Origin of the sequence: Actinocorallia aurantiaca, assembly GCF_039533685.1 — a bacterium.
GTDB lineage: Bacteria > Actinomycetota > Actinomycetes > Streptosporangiales > Streptosporangiaceae > Actinocorallia > Actinocorallia aurantiaca.
On the sequence record NZ_BAAATZ010000032.1, the window covers coordinates 13205 to 27979 of the forward strand.

Consider the following 14775-nt stretch of genomic DNA (forward strand, 5'->3'; position numbering starts at 1 on the left):
ATCTCCTCGTCGACGGCGGCTGAGGCGGTCATCTCCCGGTGAAGGTCGGGTCGCGGCGGTCCTTGAACGCGGCGAGGGCCTCTCGGAAGTCGGCGGTCCGGGAGGCCAGTTCGAGGCCGTATGACTCGTCGACCAGGGCACGGGCGAGCGGGACCTCCGCCGAGCGCAGGAGCAGCTGCTTCGTCAGCCCCAGGGTGACGGTCGGCCCCTGCGCCAGCGACGCGACCAGCGACTGCGCGCGGGCGTCCAGTTCCGCCGGGGGGACGGCTTCGTGGATCAGTCCCCATTCTGCGGCCCGGGTCCCGCTCACCTTCTCGCCGAGCAGGAGCATGCGCCGGGCCCGGGCGGCTCCCACGAGCCGCGGCAGTAGCCAGGAGGCTCCGGTGTCCGGGGTGAAGCCGCGGCGGACGAACGGCTCCCAGAACGTCGCGTCCTCGGCCGCGACGGCGAAGTCCGCGGCGAGCGCGAGCTGGCAGCCCAGGCCCGCCGCCCAGCCCCGTACCGTGGCGACCACCGGGAGCTGGACGGTCAGGAGCAGTTCGATCAGCCGGTGGCTCTGCAGCGGCAGTCGCCGGACGAGGCTCGCCGGCCGGGGCCTGCCCGTCCCTTCTCCATTCGAGGAGACCCAGTCGGATCCCGAGCAGAAGTCGTCTCCCGCGGCGGTGATGTGGACGACCCGGAGCGACTCGTCGAGCGCCGCCGCTTCGAGCAGGTCGATCAGCCGGGCGGTCGACGCCTGGTCGAGCGCGTTGCGCTTGTCCTCGCGCTGGATCCGCAGCGTCAGCACGCCGTCGCGGACGTCGTGGTGGATCGCCGGGGAGGCGGCGGCCGGATCGTCGGTGCTCACGCGATCGCCTCCAGGTCGCGGCCGACGAGGAGCGCGTGCTCTTCGCCGGTTCCGAAGGAGTTCTCGAGCACCCATGCCCGTTTGAGCAGCAGATGCGGCGTCGTCTCCCAGGTGAAGCCCATGCCTCCGAGCACCTGGACGGCGGTGCGCGCGTTGCCGTCGGCGGCGCGGCCGCAGAGCAGCTTGGCCACCGAGAGGTCCGCTCCCCGCCCGGCGGAGGCCGCCGTCTCGAGTTCTGCCGCGGCGTAGAGGGCGGCGCGCGCCAGGCCGGTCCGGACGTAGCAGTCGGCGAGCAGGTGCTTGACCGCCTGGAAGCTCCCGATCGGCCGGTCGAACTGCTCCCGCCGTTTGGCGTACTCGGTCGCCGTTTGCAGCGCCGCTTCGCTGATGCCCAGGAGGAGCGCGGCGGACAGCAGCGTCCCGGTGCGGCGGAGGCGCTCCGCCATCTCGGCTCCGCCCACGGGCTCTCCCCTGATCGGACCGTCGAGCCGGGCGACGGGGGTGGCGGGGTCCAGCGGCCGGGCGAGTTCGGTGTACTCAAGGGCGTTCTTGTCGCAGAGGAGCACGCGGCCGCCGTCCAGTACCAGGATCTTGTCGGCGACGGCCAGGTGCTCGACCAGCACGGGATCTCCCTCGGGCCGTGCGGTCAGGTCGGTTCCGGTGGCGATGAGGTGCCCGTCCGCCAAGCTGGGGACCGCGAGCGCCGCGAGCTGCGCCCAGACCAGGGGGCCCGGGCTCAGGGCGCGGCCCAGTTCCTCGAAGGCGAGCGCCGACGCCTCGACGCCGAGGCCCAGCCCGTCCTGCTCGGCGGGGACCGCGAGCGAGAACACCCCGAGTCCGGCGAGCGCCTTCCACCACTGGCGGAAGTCCTCCGGGGCGGTCGGCGATTCGCGGTGCCGCGCGAGGAAGTCGCGCAGCGCGGCCCGCAGGGGGTCATGGGCTTCGTTCGGCAGCGACATTCGCGACCGCCTTTCTTACCTAAGATTAGTAATACAGCTCTCTACAGATCGGAGTAAAGGGTGGATCTCGGACTCGATGGCGCCACCGCCGTGGTCACGGGGGGCACGAAGGGCATGGGCCGCGCCGTGGCGGAGGCGCTCGCCTCGGAGGGCGCGCGGGTCGCCGTCATGGCGCGCGGGCGGGCCGCCCTCGACGAGACGGTCGAGTCGCTGCGCCGCTCCGGCTGCCGCGAGGCGTTCGGGATATCCGCGGACTTCGCAGACGCCGCGTCGATCACCGAGGCGTTCGCCGAGATCGACCGGCGCTGGAACGCGCTGAACGTCCTCGTCCACACCGTCGGGCCGGGCGCCGGCACGTTCGAATCTCTGGACGACGAGGGCTGGGACGACGCGTTCAACCGCGGGACGATGTCCGCCGTCCGTGCCGTGCGGGCCGCCCTGCCCCTGCTCCGCCGCGCCGAATGGGCCCGCGTCTGCACTTTCGGCGCCATGTCGATCAGACGGCCGAACGCCCGGACCATCGCCTACACCGCCGCGAAGGCCGCCACGGCGAGCGTCACCAAGAACCTGGCCAAGAGCCTCGCGCCGGAGGGGATCCTGGTCAACTGCGTCTGCCCCGGCACCATCGTGACGGCGAGCTTCACCGAGGCGCTCCGGCCCGTCATGGCGGCCGAGGGCCTGGACGCCGGCGATCCGGTGAGCGTGATGACCTGGATCGGCAGGACGTTCCACGAGACGTCCGCCATCGGCCGCGCGGGCCTCCCCGAAGAGGTCGCCTCCCTGACCGCCTACCTCGTCTCCCGCCGCAACGGATACGTGACCGGAGCCGTCGTGAACGCGGACGGCGGCTCGGACTTCTGAGCCCGGGCCCCCCTTCCTGGGGAAGCCGTGACCCGGTTGACACCCACTGTTTTCCCCACAGCGGACGAGAAAGAACGCGACCCGCGTTCTACCGTAAAGGGGGTAAGCGGTGTTGAAAGATCGAGTCGCCGATGCCGACGAGCGGGTCCTGGAGACGTCCGCCAGGCTCTTCGCGGAACTGGGCTACGACGCGACGGACCTGGACATGATCATCAGTGCCGCGGGGCCGGAGGCGTCGCGGTCGAAACTTCTACGAGAGGGCAAAGCGGGCCTCTACCGTGCCGTCTTCGAACGTTTCCGAGGACTGGAGGAGAGCTATTTCAAGGCCGTCGCCGAAGAGATGACCCATGACGCCGAGGGCATGCACCGGCTCGCGGACGCCTCCCTCGACTTCGCGATCGACTACCCGGAGGTGAACGCCGTCTGGGAGCACCGGGCGCTCAAGGACGCCATCGACCTCGACTTCCCCGAGCGGTTCGTTCCCGCGCTGGAATCGGTGATCACCTCCTCCCCCTGGGAGGGCCTGCGCCAGGACGTCGACCTCCGGTTCCTCTCCTGGACCATGATCTGGATGGTCATGGGCTTCACCGGCACCGGCCTCCCCTACGAGGAGGGCCACCGCCGGCGGGCGGACCACGGGCCCACCCTCGACTACTTCCGCGCCCGGCTGCACGAGATGATCGACTGCCGCATCCGCCCCTGACGGCGCGGACCCCGTTCGGCGCCCGGCCGCGGACGGCCGGGCGTGAAGGTCGTCAGCCCCGGTGGCGCGGCGCGGCCGGCTCGAGGGTGACGCTGGTCCTGGTGCCGTAGGTCCAGTCGAGCATCTTGACCGAGTCCAGGAAGCGGGCCGTGCCGGAGGAGCTCTTCAGGACGATGCCGTAGACGGTGCGCTGCTTGCGGCGGGCGACGAACATGAAGCAGGAGCCGGCGGTGCCGGTGGTGCCGGTCTTGATGCCGTAGAGGCCGGGGTAGCCGGTGTTGTTCTCGTTGATCCCGCTCCCGCGCAGGAGGAGGTTGTGGGTGCGCAGCGGGTACCTGCGGCCGGTCGTCGAGACGATGTCCTTCTTCACGGTCCTGACGATCGAGGAGAAGGTCTTGCTCTTCATCGCGTAGCGGGCGAGCTTGAGCTGGTCCGCGGCGGTGGTGCGGTCGCCCTTGGCGGGCTGGCCGTCGAACGAGGTGTAGCGGGTGTTCTTCATTCCGAGCCGCTTGGCCAGGGCGTTCATCTTGGCCTGGGCGCCGATGTGGCCGCCGGTGCCGCCGTAGGCCTCGGCGAGGGCGTAGGCGGCGTCGCTGCCCGACTCGACGAGCATCGCCTCCAGGAGCTGCCGGGCCGTGAGCACGTCGCCGGGGACGAGGTGGCTGTTGCTGGCCCCCCAATTATCCACCCAGTCCTTGTACTTCTGCTTGATCTTGATCTTCGAGTTGAGCTTGCCCTTCTTGATGACCACCATGGCCAGGGCGACCTTGTTCATGCTGCCGACCGGCATGCGCTTGTTCGCGTTCCGCTTCCAGAGCACCTTCTTCTTCGTGGAGTCGAAGAGGATCGCGGAGGTGGCGGACACCCCCGAAGGCGCCTTGGGCTTGGCCTTGGCCTCCGCCTCGCCCACCGGAACCACGGTGACCATCGATGCGGCGAGGGCGGTCGCGGTCAACTTCTTCAGCACCAGTTGTCCCCTTACGTCTCATTAACCCCGAGTCAGGAGGAGGCTACCGTGATCAAGGTCCCTGCCGCCTCCCGAAGTCGGAAAAGCCCGCGTTCGCCGACCCTTCGACGCGGCAGGGGCGCGGCAGGGGCGCGGGCCGCGACCTCACTTCCGGCGGCGCCGCTTGGGGAACGGGGAGCCGACGCGCGGCAGCAGGGGGGCGAGGGTGCGGCTTCCACGGGCGGCGGAGGTGACGCCGGAGCCGTAGGCGAGGTCTTCCAGGAGGCGCAGGGCCGTGTAGCGAAGAGGGTCCACGGCGGGTCGCCCGGTGACCCATTCCAGGGCGATGGGGGCGAGCATCGCCAGGGCGGTGGCGCGGGACACGCGGCTGAAAGGGGTCGTGGCCAGGCAGAGGAGGCCCAGGGGCCACCATTCGCGGCGGAGTGCGTGGCCCAGCGCGGCGGCGTCGGCGGCCGTGCCCTTCGCGACGATCGTCGCGCTGAGCGCCGGGTTCTCGGAGGTTCCCGCCAGGGCGCGGTGCAGCAACGCGGCGCTCGCCGCGGCGCAGGCAGCCGCAGGAAGGGGGCGGCCGAAGGCGAGGAAGGCCAGGGTGGCGAGGTTCCAGGCGGACGGGCGGGCCGGGGCGAGCCGTCCGGGGTGCCGTTCTGACAGGTCCGCGGCCGACGTCCCGTACTCGTGGCGGCGCCTCGCCCAGGACGGCAGGTCGGGCCGCGGGGTGTGCGCCACGCGGACCTCCGGCTGGTAGCGGACATGCCAGCCGAGATCGGCGAGCCGCCAGACGAAGTCGACGTCCTCCCCCAGCCGCAGTTCCTCGTCGAAGGCCGGATCGCTTACCGCCTCCTTGCGGACGACGAGCGTCGCGGTCGGCACGAAACCCAGCTTCGCCCCCGGACGCACCAGGGCGGCGCGTCTTCCCATGTCCAGCGCGGAGCGGACGGCCTCATACCGGGTGAGCAGCCTGTCGTCCGCGCTCTCCGGGACGACGCGCGGGGCCACCGCCGCGACCTTGGGGTCGTCGAAGTAGGGCATCAGCGCGTCGAGCCATCCGGCCTCCGGGCGGCAGTCGGAGTCCACGAACGCCACGAAAGGAGTGTCGGCCGCCCTGAGGCCGGTGTTGCGCGCGGCGGCCGGGCCCCGGTTGACCTCGTGCCGCATGATGTGCGCCCCGTACGCGGCGGCGGTCCGGCTCACCGGCCCGGGGTCGGGAGAGGCGTCGTCCACGACGATGACCGGCAGGCCCTTGACCGCCGCCAGCGTGCGCTCCAGGTCGTCGGCCCGCCCGTAGGCGGGGACGACCAGTGTCACCTCGTGCGGTCCCGGCCGGGAACGCGGCACCGGATGGGCCAGACCGTGGTCGAGCAGCTGCCGGGCCAGGGCCCGCTCGATCGCCGAACGCGGCGCCAGGCCCCGTTCTCCGGCCGCGCGCAGGGCGAGGATGTGGGGCTTGGCGGCCTGTCCCAGGCGCAGCACCTTCCACGGCGCTCCCCCGGTGGCCGCGCCCCCTCCCGACCAGAGCGCCGTCCCCCGGTCGAGGGCGATGCGGGCGCCTTCAGGCGGCGTGGAGACGGCCGGAGGGCGCTTCTGTTCTCCCGCAGGCGATCGCGGTGGCTCCGGCGTCAAGAAAAGTTCTCCCAGCGGTACGTTCCAGCGTTCACGGTGACGGGACGCCCGGATCGAGGAGCCTGCCCCGGCCGTCGGCGGACCACTCCCCGATCCGGCGGACGACGGCGGCCACCATCTTGTCGAGGATGTCCTGGCCCTGTTCCGGCGTCGCTCCGGACGGGTCCCCGAGCACTCCGGACGGTGAGACGGCACGGACGCCCCGCGCGATCATCTCCGGCAGCACTTCTGCGAGGGGTCGGGTGTCGCCGGGGGCCGCGTCGGCCATCCGCACCAGTCCGGGAACCAGGTGCAGCATCACGGACGTCTCGGTGAGCCCCGCGTGGGCGTCGCCGCCTGGGACGCCGCAGCCGGCCCAGGCGGCGTCGTGGCCTTCACCGCGCATCTGCCCGAGGGCGGCGTCGAGTGTGGGGACGTTGCCGCCGTGCCCGTTGACGAAGACGATCCGTCCGGCCCAGAGCGCGAGGGAGCGCACCGTCTCGACGAGCAGCGCGCGCAGCGCCTCGTGCCCGATCGAGACCGTGCCCGGGAAGCCCGCGTGCTCGCCGCTGGCCCCGTACTCGATCGCGGGGGCGACCAGCACCGGCCCGGCCGCCTCCGCGGCCAGGATCCCGGCCGCACGCTCGGCGACGGCCCGGGCGATCACGGTGTCCGTGGACAGCGGCAGATGCGGCCCGTGCTGCTCGGTCGACCCCAGGGGCACCAGGACGAGGGCGCGCTCGGGGACGGACGGCCAGACCGCCCGCCCCAGATCACCGGCGGCCGCACGGCCCCCTTCGTCCTCGGACACGTCAGCCCGTCGGCGAAGCCGGGTCGGCCCCTCCCAGGACCACCGGGAAGTCGGCCGGGATGTGGAGGTCGTTCGGGGAGAGCTCGTGGACGCTGGAGTGGCCCAGGCCCAGGACGGCGGAGTCGAGGCCGCCGCGCATGATGTCCAGGACGTTCTCCACGCCGGCCTGCCCGTTGGCGGCCAGGCCCCACAGGTAGGCGCGCCCGATGAGCACGGCGCGGGCGCCCAGGGCGAGGGCCTTGGCGACGTCGCCGCCGCGGCGCACGCCGCCGTCCAGGAGGACCTCCACCTGGTCGCCGACGGCCTCGGCGATGGCGGGCAGGAGGCGGATGGTGGCGGGGGTGGTGTCGAGGTTGTTGCCGCCGTGGTTGGACACCGACAGGGCGGTGACCCCGATGTCGACGGCCCTCTTGGCGTCGTCGACGCGGGTGACGCCCTTGAGCATGAACGGCCCGCCCCACTCCTCACTCAGCCACTTCACGTCCTCCCAGGTGGGGGGCGGGGTCTGCATCCACTCGCCGTAGGCGCCGAAGAAGGTGGGGGCCTGCCCGCCGGGGGGCTGGAGGTTGGGGGCGGTCAGGTCGGGGATGCGGCCGGTCTTCCCGAACCGCCACAGCCAGCCGGGTCGGGGCAGGACGCCGGGGGCGAGCTTGATCGCGGTCTTGAGGTCGATCTTCTCGGGGATGGCGGGGCTGCCCCAGTCGCGGCCGTTGGAGAACGACCAGTCCAGGGTCGCGATGAGGGCCTTGGCTCCGGCCTTCTTCGCCCGGTCCATGCGCTGCACCATCGCGTCGCGGTCCCCGCTCCAGTACATCTGGAAGAAGACGTTGGAGTTGGCGGCGCAGACGTCCTCCACGGACTTGCTCGCGAACGAGCTCAGCCCCATGATCACACCCCGGTTGGCGGCGGCCCGGGCCACCGCGACCTCCCCTTCGGGGTCCACGGCCTGCACGCCGGTCGGCGAGATGAGGACCGGGAAGGAGGACTCCACGCCCATGATCGTGGTGGACAGGTCGCGCTGGGCCTGGTGGCCGACCACGCGCGGGGCGAAGCCGAGCCGAGCGAAGGCGTCCATGTTGTCGTCGATGGTGCGGCCGCGCTCGGATCCGGCGACCAGCGCGCCGTAGACCATGGCGGGCAGGCGCTTCTTCGCCCTGCGCTGGGCCTCGGCGACCGTCTCGAACCAGGGGTTCCTGCTCATGCTCGTCTCCTTGCGAGGAAGCACCGGACCGGCCGGCCCGGTGCTCCCTGGGGGATGGTGAAAGGCGGGGTGTCGTTCTCAGTTCAGCCGCAGGCCCGCCAGGGGGTCCTCGGCGCAGGCGCTCACCGGGGGCCGGTCGGGGTCGGGACGGCGGGTGCCGATCTTGACGGGGACCGGCCGCGGCTTGCGGGCGGTGCGGCGGGAGTGGTCGGCCGACGGCTTGGGGATGCTCGCGCGGTCTTCGGGGCGCTGGGCCAGGAGGGCCTCGCCGTAGCCCTGGACGCATTCGGGGTCGGGGCCGTCCAGGGGGATCCCGGTGAAGAACTTCGCGGCCATGCACCCGCCCTTGCACGTGTCGTAGAACGAGCAGGAGGAGCACGCCCCGCCCGTCTGCGGCTCGCGCAGGCCGAGGAAGAGGTCGGATTCGCGCCACACCCGGGCGAAGCCCCCGGAGTCGCGGACGTTGCCGGCGAGGAACTCGTCGTGGATGGCGAACGGGCAGGCGTAGACGTCGCCGACGGGGTCGATGAGGCACACGACGCGCCCGGCTCCGCACAGGTTCAGGCCCGGGAGGGCCTGCCCGTAGGCCGACAGGTGGAAGAAGGAGTCGCCGGTCAGGACCTGGTCCCCGTTGGCGATCAGCCAGTCGTACAGCTCGCGCTGCTGGCCCGGCAGCGGGTGCAGCTCGTCCCAGACGTCGGCGCCGCGGCCGGAGGGGCGCAGCCGGGTCAGGCGCAGCTGGGCGCCGTAGCGATCGGCGATGGCCTTGAACTCGTCCATCTGCGGGATGTTGTGGCGGGTGCACACCACCGACAGCTTGAAGTTCTTCATCCCGGCGTCGTGCAGGTTCTGCATGGCGCGGACGGCGGTGGCGTAGGAGCCGGGGCCCCGGACCGCGTCGTTGACCTCGGGGGTGGCGCCGTCCAGGGAGATCTGGACGTCGACGTAGTCGTTGGCGGCCAGGCGCCGGGCGGCCTCGGGGTTGATGCGCACGCCGTTGGTGGAGAACTTCACGCCCACGTCGTGGCTGGTGGCGTAGTCCAGCAGCTCCCAGAAGTCCGGGCGGACCGTCGGCTCGCCGCCGCCGATGTTGACGTAGAAGACCTGCATCCGCTGCAGCTCGTCGATGACGGCCTTGCACTCGTCGGTGCTCAGCTCGCGCGGGTCGCGCCGCCCCGAGCTGGACAGGCAGTGCTCGCACGCCAGGTTGCAGGCGTAGGTGAGTTCCCAGGTCAGGCAGATCGGGGAGTTCAGGCCGTGCTCGAACAGGTCGACCAGCCTGGTCCCCGTGGCGGGGGGCCGGTCGGGCGCGATGGTCATGGGGCGGTCCTTTCGACGACCATGGACGACTGGACGAGCGCGGCCAGCGCGGCGTTGTAGCGGGGCAGGTCCGCGTCGGGGACTCCGGCGGCCGCGCAGGCCTCCCTGGCCGAGGGCGCGTCGCGCAGGGAGCTCACGACCTCCAGCAGCATCCGGTCCTTGAGGAACGACAGCTTGCGGGTGCCGAAGTGGTACAGCAGCGCCCCGAAGGGCTCGGGCCGCACCGAGACCTGCGGGTGCAGGTCCCAGGCGCGGTCCAGGTCGAGAGTCGACATCGCTTAGTAGACGCCGCACATGCCGTCGATCGAGACCTCTTCGATCAGCGACTCGACGACGGCGTCCTCGGCCTGGTCGCCGGAAACGGGGAGGGCGTGGGTCTCACCCATGGGGGTCTCCTTCTCATCGGGGGCTGCCGCCGGTGAGAGGTGCTTCACACCGGCGGATGTCGGGAATACTAAATGCATCGAGTGCCGAAAGGAAGGGCGCGGAAGTAACGTCCTCGTGTCCGGTGTCAGCGGTTGAGCGCGCCGAGGTCCACGGGCAGCTGGGCGCCGGTGATGTACTTGCTCTCGTCGGAGGCCAGGAAGGCGACCATGTTGGCGATGTCCTCCGGCTCGACCATCTGGTAGGGCAGCGTCGGCATGAAGACGGGGCCGAGGAGCGGGGACTTCTCGATGTACTCCGTCATCGAGGTGTCGACCATGCCCGACCTCACGCCGTGCGGGTGGATCGTGTTGACCCGGATGTCGTGCTCGCCCAGCTCATTGGCGAGGACCTTGGCCAGGCCGACGACGCCGTGCTTGGAGCCGGCGTAGTGGGCGAGGAAGGGCAGCCCCTTCAGGCCCGCGACCGAGCTGATGAGGATGACCGAACCGCCCTGCCCCTGCTCGATGAGCGTCGGCACGGTGGCCTTGACCGTCTTCCACACTCCGGTGAGGTTGACGTCGATCACGTCCTGCCACTGCTCTTCGGTCAGCTCCCAGGTGCGGCCGTAGTTCACGATCCCCGCGTTGGCCACCACGACGTCCAGCCGGCCGAACGCCGCGACGCCCTCCTGCACCGCCGCCTCGAGCGCGCCCAGGTCGCGCACGTCGGCCTTGCGGGCCACGATCCGCCGGCCCTGCTCCTCCACGAGCTTGACGGTCTCGTCCAGCTCGGCCTGCGTGGCGGGCTCGTACCTGACGTACCGGCTGGCCGACTCGACGATGTCGACCGCGATGATGTCCGCGCCCTCGGCGGCGAGCCGGACGGCCTCCGCCCGGCCCTGGCCCCGTGCGGCACCGGTGATGAAGGCGACTTTGCCCGTCAAACGTCCCATGGAATCCTCTTCTCGGCGAAACGACTGGGCCATATGGTGGCACCTAGTGTCATTAATGGGAAGAGGCCGTCCCACGTGGGAAGACCGGGCGGCACCGGGGTCAGTGCGGGACGAGACCGCCTTCGGCGGATCCGCTCTCCTGGCGCCGGACCGCGAAGGACAGGAAGGCGGCGGCCAGGCCGAGACCGGCCCCCCAGAGGAACGCGTCGTGGATGCCCGCGGCCTGGGCCGAGACGGGAGTCATGCCGCCCTTCACCGCGGTGTCGGCGCCCATCGTCATGATCGCCACGAAGAGGGCGGTGCCGGCGGCTCCGCCGAGCTGCTGAAGCGTGTTGAGGATGGCGCTGCCGTGCGAGTACAGCGACTCGTCCAGGGACCCCAGGGCCGAGGTCATCAGCGGGGTCATGGCGAAGCCGATGCCCAGGCTCGTCAGCACGTGGGCCAGGACCACGAACCAGACGGGGGACGTCTGGTCGAGCAGGCTCATCAGCGCCAGGGAGAGGGCCAGGGCGAAGGTGCCGGGGATGACGAGGGGGCGCGGCCCGAACCGGTCGGACAGGCGCCCGACCAGCGGCGAGACCAGTCCCATGGCCAGACCGCCGGGCAGCAGCAGGAGGCCGGTCTCCAGGGTGGTCAGGTCGCGGACGTTCTGCAGGTAGATCGGCAGCAGGATCAGCGCGCCGAACAGGGCGCCCATGGAGACCAGCAGCAGGACGATGCCGACGGCGAACGCGCGCGTCCGAAAGGGCCGCAGGTCGAGCAGCGCCGCGTCACCGCGCTGCAGGCGGATCTGCCTGACGGTGAACAGCGCGAGCGCTGCCGCCCCGACCGCGAGCGGGACGGCGGGCGGGACGGGTGCGTGGCCGCCGACGGCCTCGCCGATGCTGCTCAGGCCGTAGACCAGGCCGCCGAAGCCGATGGCGGACAGCGCGAAGGACGGCAGGTCGAAGCGTACGGGCTTGGGGGTGCCCGCGTTCTTGACCAGCGCGATCCCGACGGCGACCGTCAGGACGGCGATCGGGAGGACGGCCAGGAACAGCCAGCGCCAGCTCAGTGAGGACAGGATCAGTCCGGAGAAGGTGGGTCCGACGGCCGGTGCGACCGAGATCACGATCGCGACGAACCCCATCGTGCCGCCGCGGCGCGCGGCCGGGACGAGCGTGAGGATCGTGGTCATCAGCAGCGGCAGCGTCATCGCCGTCCCCGACGCCTGGATCACCCGGGCGGCCAGCAGCACGCCGAAGTGCGGCGCCAGCCCCGCCAGCAGCGTGCCCGCGGCGAACAGGGACGTCGCCGCGACGAACACCGACCGGGTGGTGAACCGCTGGAGGATCAGGCCGGTGGTCGGGATGATCACGGCCATCGTCAGCAGGTACCCGGTGGTCAGCCACTGCGCCGTCGCGGCCCCGACGGAGAACTCGGTCATGAGCCGGGGCAGCGCCACGCTCATGACGGTCTCGTTGAGGATCATCACGAACGCGGCGAGGATCGGCAGCCCGATGGCGATCTTGACGTGGCGCGGCATCGCCTGCTCGTCCTCCGGGGGCGAAGGAGCGGGCTTGACGGTATCGGAAATGGATTCCACTGCGGTGCGGGCCTTTCTCTGTTCGGCGGGCTGGTCGGTGACGGCACGACCTGCGCCGAACCCTGAAAAAGCCCAAACTCCGCAGTGTCGCAGTTTATGCCTGACCTGTCAGTTATTTTTCCCCTGCCGCGGCGACGTCCTCGATCACCTCGGCGAAACGGTGCAGCGTCTCGACCCGGGCGAAGTCGGTGAACCAGGTGTAAAAGCGCTCGACGCCCTCGGCCCGCAGCCGGATGAAGTGCTCGGTGAGCTCGGGCGCGGTGCCCACGACGATGTTCTCGAGGAACCTCGCGCCGCCGTAGCGGCGCCGGACCAGTGCCGTCGCCTCCTCCCGCTCCCGTTCGGAGGAGACCAGGGCGATCATCGACTGCATCGACACGCGCGCCCCTCCCGCCCGGTCACGGAGCTCGCCGATCCTGTCCAGGGCGTGGATCGGGACGTTCCACCAGTCCGCGTGGGCCCGGACGAGGGCGAGCGTGCGTTCGCCGACGCCGCCGACGGTGACGGGGATGCGGCGGGTCGGGACCGGGCGCTGCAGCGCGCCCCGCAGGGTGAAGTGCTCGCCGTGGTAGTCGAACGCCTCACCGGTCCACAGGCCGCGCATGATCTCGAGCGACTCGGCCAGCCGCCCGACGCGCTCGCGCGGCTCCGTGGAGCCCACCCCGAACGTGCTCAGTTCCGCGGGCACGCTGCCCCAGCCGATGCCGACCTCGAACCGGCCGCCGGACGCGTGGTCGAGCGACACGGCCTGACGGGCGAGCATCGCGGGGTGCCGGAACGCGTCGCACAGGACGAGGTGCCCGACCTGGAGCACGGTGGTCCGGGCGAGGACCCAGGAGGCGATCGACATCGCCTCCCACATCTCGTGCTCGTAGGCGAGCGGGGGCGCGAGGTGGTCCATGAACGCCATGCCCTCGAATCCCGCGGACTCGGCGACGAGCGCGCGCTCCACGATGGTCTCGTGCGACATGCGCATCTGCGGGAGGAAGAGGTGGAAGGTCGGGCTCATCTGCGACTCCTCGATCGGCTGCGGCCCGACCACTCCAGCACACAAGAACGTTCTTCTCAATGAAGAGAATGATCTGGCATCACGGCCCGGGGACATCCGGGGGACGCACCATGAGCAAGGATTCACTTACCCCTATCCGCCATGAAGAAGGAGCCCCATGACCGACCCCTACGCGGCGTTCACCGCCCTGAAGTTCGACCGTCCCGCCGACGGCGTCCTGCGGATCACGTTCGACGCCCCCAACCTCAACGCCGTCGACCCCCGGATGCACCGGGAACTCGCCGACGTCTGGCACGTGATCGACCGCGACGAGACCACCCGCGCCGTGCTGGTACGCGGAGCGGGCAAGGCGTTCTCCGCCGGCGGCACCTTCGACCTCATCGAACAGCTCGCGGCGGACTACACGGCCCGCACCCGGGTGATGCGCGAGGCCCGCGACATGGTCTACGGCGTCATCAACTGCTCCAAACCCGTCGTCTCCGCCCTGCACGGCCCCGCGGTCGGCGCGGGCCTCGTCATCGGCACCCTCGCCGACATCTCCATCGCCGCCCGCTCCGCCAAGATCGTCGACGGCCACACCCGCCTCGGCGTCGCCGCCGGAGACCACGCCGCCATCTGCTGGCCCCTCCTGTGCGGCATGGCCAAGGCCAAGTACTACCTCCTCACCTGCGAGACCCTCACCGGCGAGGAGGCCGAGCGCATCGGCCTCGTCTCCAAATGCGTCGAGGACGACGAGGTCCAGGACGAGGCCCTGCGCGTCGCCACCTCACTCGCCGCCGGGCCCGCCGCCGCCATCAGCTGGACCAAACGCTCCCTCAACCACTGGTACCGCGTCGCCTCCCCCATCTTCGAGACCTCCCTCGGTCTGGAGTTCCTCGGATTCGGCGGCCACGAGGTCGCCGAAGGGCTCGCCTCCCACCGCGAGAAGCGCCGCCCGGACTTCACCTCCGTGAACCGGGAGCACCCCCTGGACCTCTGACCCCCGCGGGCGGCGCACCCTGCCGGACGGCGGGCTTCCGCTCCGCGAAGGCGGACTCCCCGGCTGTTCCGCGACGCGCCGAACGCCGCCGGAGTCCGCCCGGTCAACCGATCAGGCGGACTCCGGTGATCTCGCGGGGAAGGAGGCGGATGTAGGAGCGGCGGTCGCCGCCCGCCCAGGGAGTGACGGGCGGATTCTCCGAAGCGTCGGGGGTGAAGTGGTGGGCGGCGCCCCGGATGAGGACGCTCCAGCCGGTTCGCGTGCCGGGCTCGATATGGTCCGCCTGGAAGGCGATGCGGACGTCGGCCCCGACGATGGACGTGGTGAGCGCCTGGTCCAGCCAGTTTCCGGAGGCCATCCGGAAGACCACGGTGCCGTCCTCGAGGGTGTAGTTGACGGGGACCACGGCGGGCCCGGAGGAGTCGGTGAAGGCGACCCTGCCGACGCCCTCCTTTCCGAGCAGGTCAAGGCATTCCTGCGAGGACAGCTCGATGATCCTGCTCGGTTCCGCTCCGCTCACGTCTCCCCCTCCGTGGATCCTCCACCCGGATCGCTGCCCGCCCCACGCCCGTTTACGCGCTCTCGGCGAAGAAACCGGCGATCCGGTTCCGCGCCG

At 71.3% G+C, this 14775-nt stretch carries 16 protein-coding genes; 3 read left to right on the plus strand and 13 right to left on the minus strand.

The features are described from left to right. Positions 1-28: 28 nt before the first annotated feature. Positions 29-847: an enoyl-CoA hydratase/isomerase family protein gene (locus ABD327_RS31230; RefSeq protein WP_344455909.1), complete on the minus strand. Its 819-nt coding sequence runs from the start codon at positions 845-847 to the stop codon at positions 29-31. Next, on the minus strand, positions 844-1806 hold the full coding sequence (locus tag ABD327_RS31235; protein ID WP_344455911.1) for an acyl-CoA dehydrogenase family protein: 963 nt from the start codon (positions 1804-1806) through the stop codon (positions 844-846). The genes ABD327_RS31230 and ABD327_RS31235 overlap by 4 nt, the downstream gene beginning before the upstream one ends. Positions 1807-1866: 60 nt before the next feature. Between ABD327_RS31235 and ABD327_RS31240 the strand changes: the two genes are divergently transcribed. Next, positions 1867-2667 (plus strand): SDR family NAD(P)-dependent oxidoreductase, encoded by an 801-nt coding sequence (locus ABD327_RS31240; RefSeq protein ID WP_344455914.1) that lies wholly within the window; start codon positions 1867-1869, stop codon positions 2665-2667. A gap of 109 nt (positions 2668-2776) precedes the next feature. Beyond that, on the plus strand, positions 2777-3370 hold the full coding sequence (locus ABD327_RS31245) for a TetR/AcrR family transcriptional regulator (RefSeq protein ID WP_344455916.1): 594 nt from the start codon (positions 2777-2779) through the stop codon (positions 3368-3370). Positions 3371-3422: 52 nt separating this feature from the next. Here the strand turns inward: ABD327_RS31245 and ABD327_RS31250 are convergent, their stop codons facing one another. The 10 genes from ABD327_RS31250 to ABD327_RS31295 form a co-directional block, all read right to left on the minus strand. Beyond that, a complete protein-coding gene (locus ABD327_RS31250) occupies positions 3423-4337 on the minus strand; it encodes a D-alanyl-D-alanine carboxypeptidase family protein (RefSeq protein ID WP_344455918.1) in 915 nt (304 codons plus the stop codon). A gap of 144 nt (positions 4338-4481) precedes the next feature. Continuing rightward, positions 4482-5957: a mycofactocin biosynthesis glycosyltransferase MftF gene (gene mftF / locus ABD327_RS31255; protein WP_344455920.1), complete on the minus strand. Its 1476-nt coding sequence runs from the start codon at positions 5955-5957 to the stop codon at positions 4482-4484. 31 nt (positions 5958-5988) lie between these two features. Then, on the minus strand, positions 5989-6747 hold the full coding sequence (mftE, locus tag ABD327_RS31260) for a mycofactocin biosynthesis peptidyl-dipeptidase MftE (protein WP_344455922.1): 759 nt from the start codon (positions 6745-6747) through the stop codon (positions 5989-5991). A 1-nt stretch (position 6748) separates the two neighbouring features. Next, positions 6749-7948: a pre-mycofactocin synthase MftD gene (gene mftD / locus ABD327_RS31265; RefSeq protein WP_344455924.1), complete on the minus strand. Its 1200-nt coding sequence runs from the start codon at positions 7946-7948 to the stop codon at positions 6749-6751. A 78-nt stretch (positions 7949-8026) separates the two neighbouring features. Continuing rightward, on the minus strand, positions 8027-9268 hold the full coding sequence (mftC, locus tag ABD327_RS31270) for a mycofactocin radical SAM maturase (RefSeq protein ID WP_344455927.1): 1242 nt from the start codon (positions 9266-9268) through the stop codon (positions 8027-8029). Next, complete coding sequence (gene mftB / locus ABD327_RS31275; protein ID WP_344455930.1) at positions 9265-9543, minus strand: mycofactocin biosynthesis chaperone MftB; 279 nt, start codon at positions 9541-9543, stop codon at positions 9265-9267. The genes mftC and mftB overlap by 4 nt, the downstream gene beginning before the upstream one ends. 3 nt (positions 9544-9546) lie before the next feature. After that, on the minus strand, positions 9547-9654 hold the full coding sequence (gene mftA, locus ABD327_RS31280; protein WP_344455932.1) for a mycofactocin precursor MftA: 108 nt from the start codon (positions 9652-9654) through the stop codon (positions 9547-9549). A gap of 125 nt (positions 9655-9779) precedes the next feature. Continuing rightward, positions 9780-10586: a mycofactocin-coupled SDR family oxidoreductase gene (locus tag ABD327_RS31285; protein ID WP_344455934.1), complete on the minus strand. Its 807-nt coding sequence runs from the start codon at positions 10584-10586 to the stop codon at positions 9780-9782. A 100-nt stretch (positions 10587-10686) separates the two neighbouring features. Continuing rightward, positions 10687-12171: an MDR family MFS transporter gene (locus ABD327_RS31290; RefSeq protein WP_344455937.1), complete on the minus strand. Its 1485-nt coding sequence runs from the start codon at positions 12169-12171 to the stop codon at positions 10687-10689. A 112-nt stretch (positions 12172-12283) separates the two neighbouring features. Beyond that, positions 12284-13180: an LLM class flavin-dependent oxidoreductase gene (locus ABD327_RS31295; RefSeq protein ID WP_344455939.1), complete on the minus strand. Its 897-nt coding sequence runs from the start codon at positions 13178-13180 to the stop codon at positions 12284-12286. Positions 13181-13337: 157 nt separating this feature from the next. Here ABD327_RS31295 and ABD327_RS31300 point away from each other — a divergent pair, with 157 nt between their 5' ends. Further along, positions 13338-14159 carry an enoyl-CoA hydratase/isomerase family protein gene (locus tag ABD327_RS31300; protein WP_344455941.1) on the plus strand — a complete coding sequence of 274 codons (822 nt, stop codon included), beginning with the start codon at positions 13338-13340 and terminating at the stop codon, positions 14157-14159. 103 nt (positions 14160-14262) lie between these two features. Here the strand turns inward: ABD327_RS31300 and ABD327_RS31305 are convergent, their stop codons facing one another. Beyond that, complete coding sequence (locus ABD327_RS31305) at positions 14263-14679, minus strand: pyridoxamine 5'-phosphate oxidase family protein (RefSeq protein ID WP_344455943.1); 417 nt, start codon at positions 14677-14679, stop codon at positions 14263-14265. Positions 14680-14775: the final 96 nt, after the last annotated feature.

Excerpts from the sequence above, each read along its gene's own strand:
- mftD (WP_344455924.1), bottom strand. The coding sequence starts at position 7,948 with ATGAGCAGGAACCCCTGGTTCGAGACGGTCGCCGAGGCCCAGCGCAGG.
- ABD327_RS31300 (WP_344455941.1), top strand. The coding sequence starts at position 13,338 with ATGACCGACCCCTACGCGGCGTTCACCGCCCTGAAGTTCGACCGTCCC.
- ABD327_RS31235 (WP_344455911.1), bottom strand. The coding sequence starts at position 1,806 with ATGTCGCTGCCGAACGAAGCCCATGACCCCCTGCGGGCCGCGCTGCGC.
- ABD327_RS31295 (WP_344455939.1), bottom strand. The coding sequence starts at position 13,180 with ATGAGCCCGACCTTCCACCTCTTCCTCCCGCAGATGCGCATGTCGCAC.
- mftB (WP_344455930.1), bottom strand. The coding sequence starts at position 9,543 with ATGTCGACTCTCGACCTGGACCGCGCCTGGGACCTGCACCCGCAGGTC.
- mftC (WP_344455927.1), bottom strand. The coding sequence starts at position 9,268 with ATGACCATCGCGCCCGACCGGCCCCCCGCCACGGGGACCAGGCTGGTC.
- mftA (WP_344455932.1), bottom strand. The coding sequence starts at position 9,654 with ATGGGTGAGACCCACGCCCTCCCCGTTTCCGGCGACCAGGCCGAGGAC.
- ABD327_RS31285 (WP_344455934.1), bottom strand. The coding sequence starts at position 10,586 with ATGGGACGTTTGACGGGCAAAGTCGCCTTCATCACCGGTGCCGCACGG.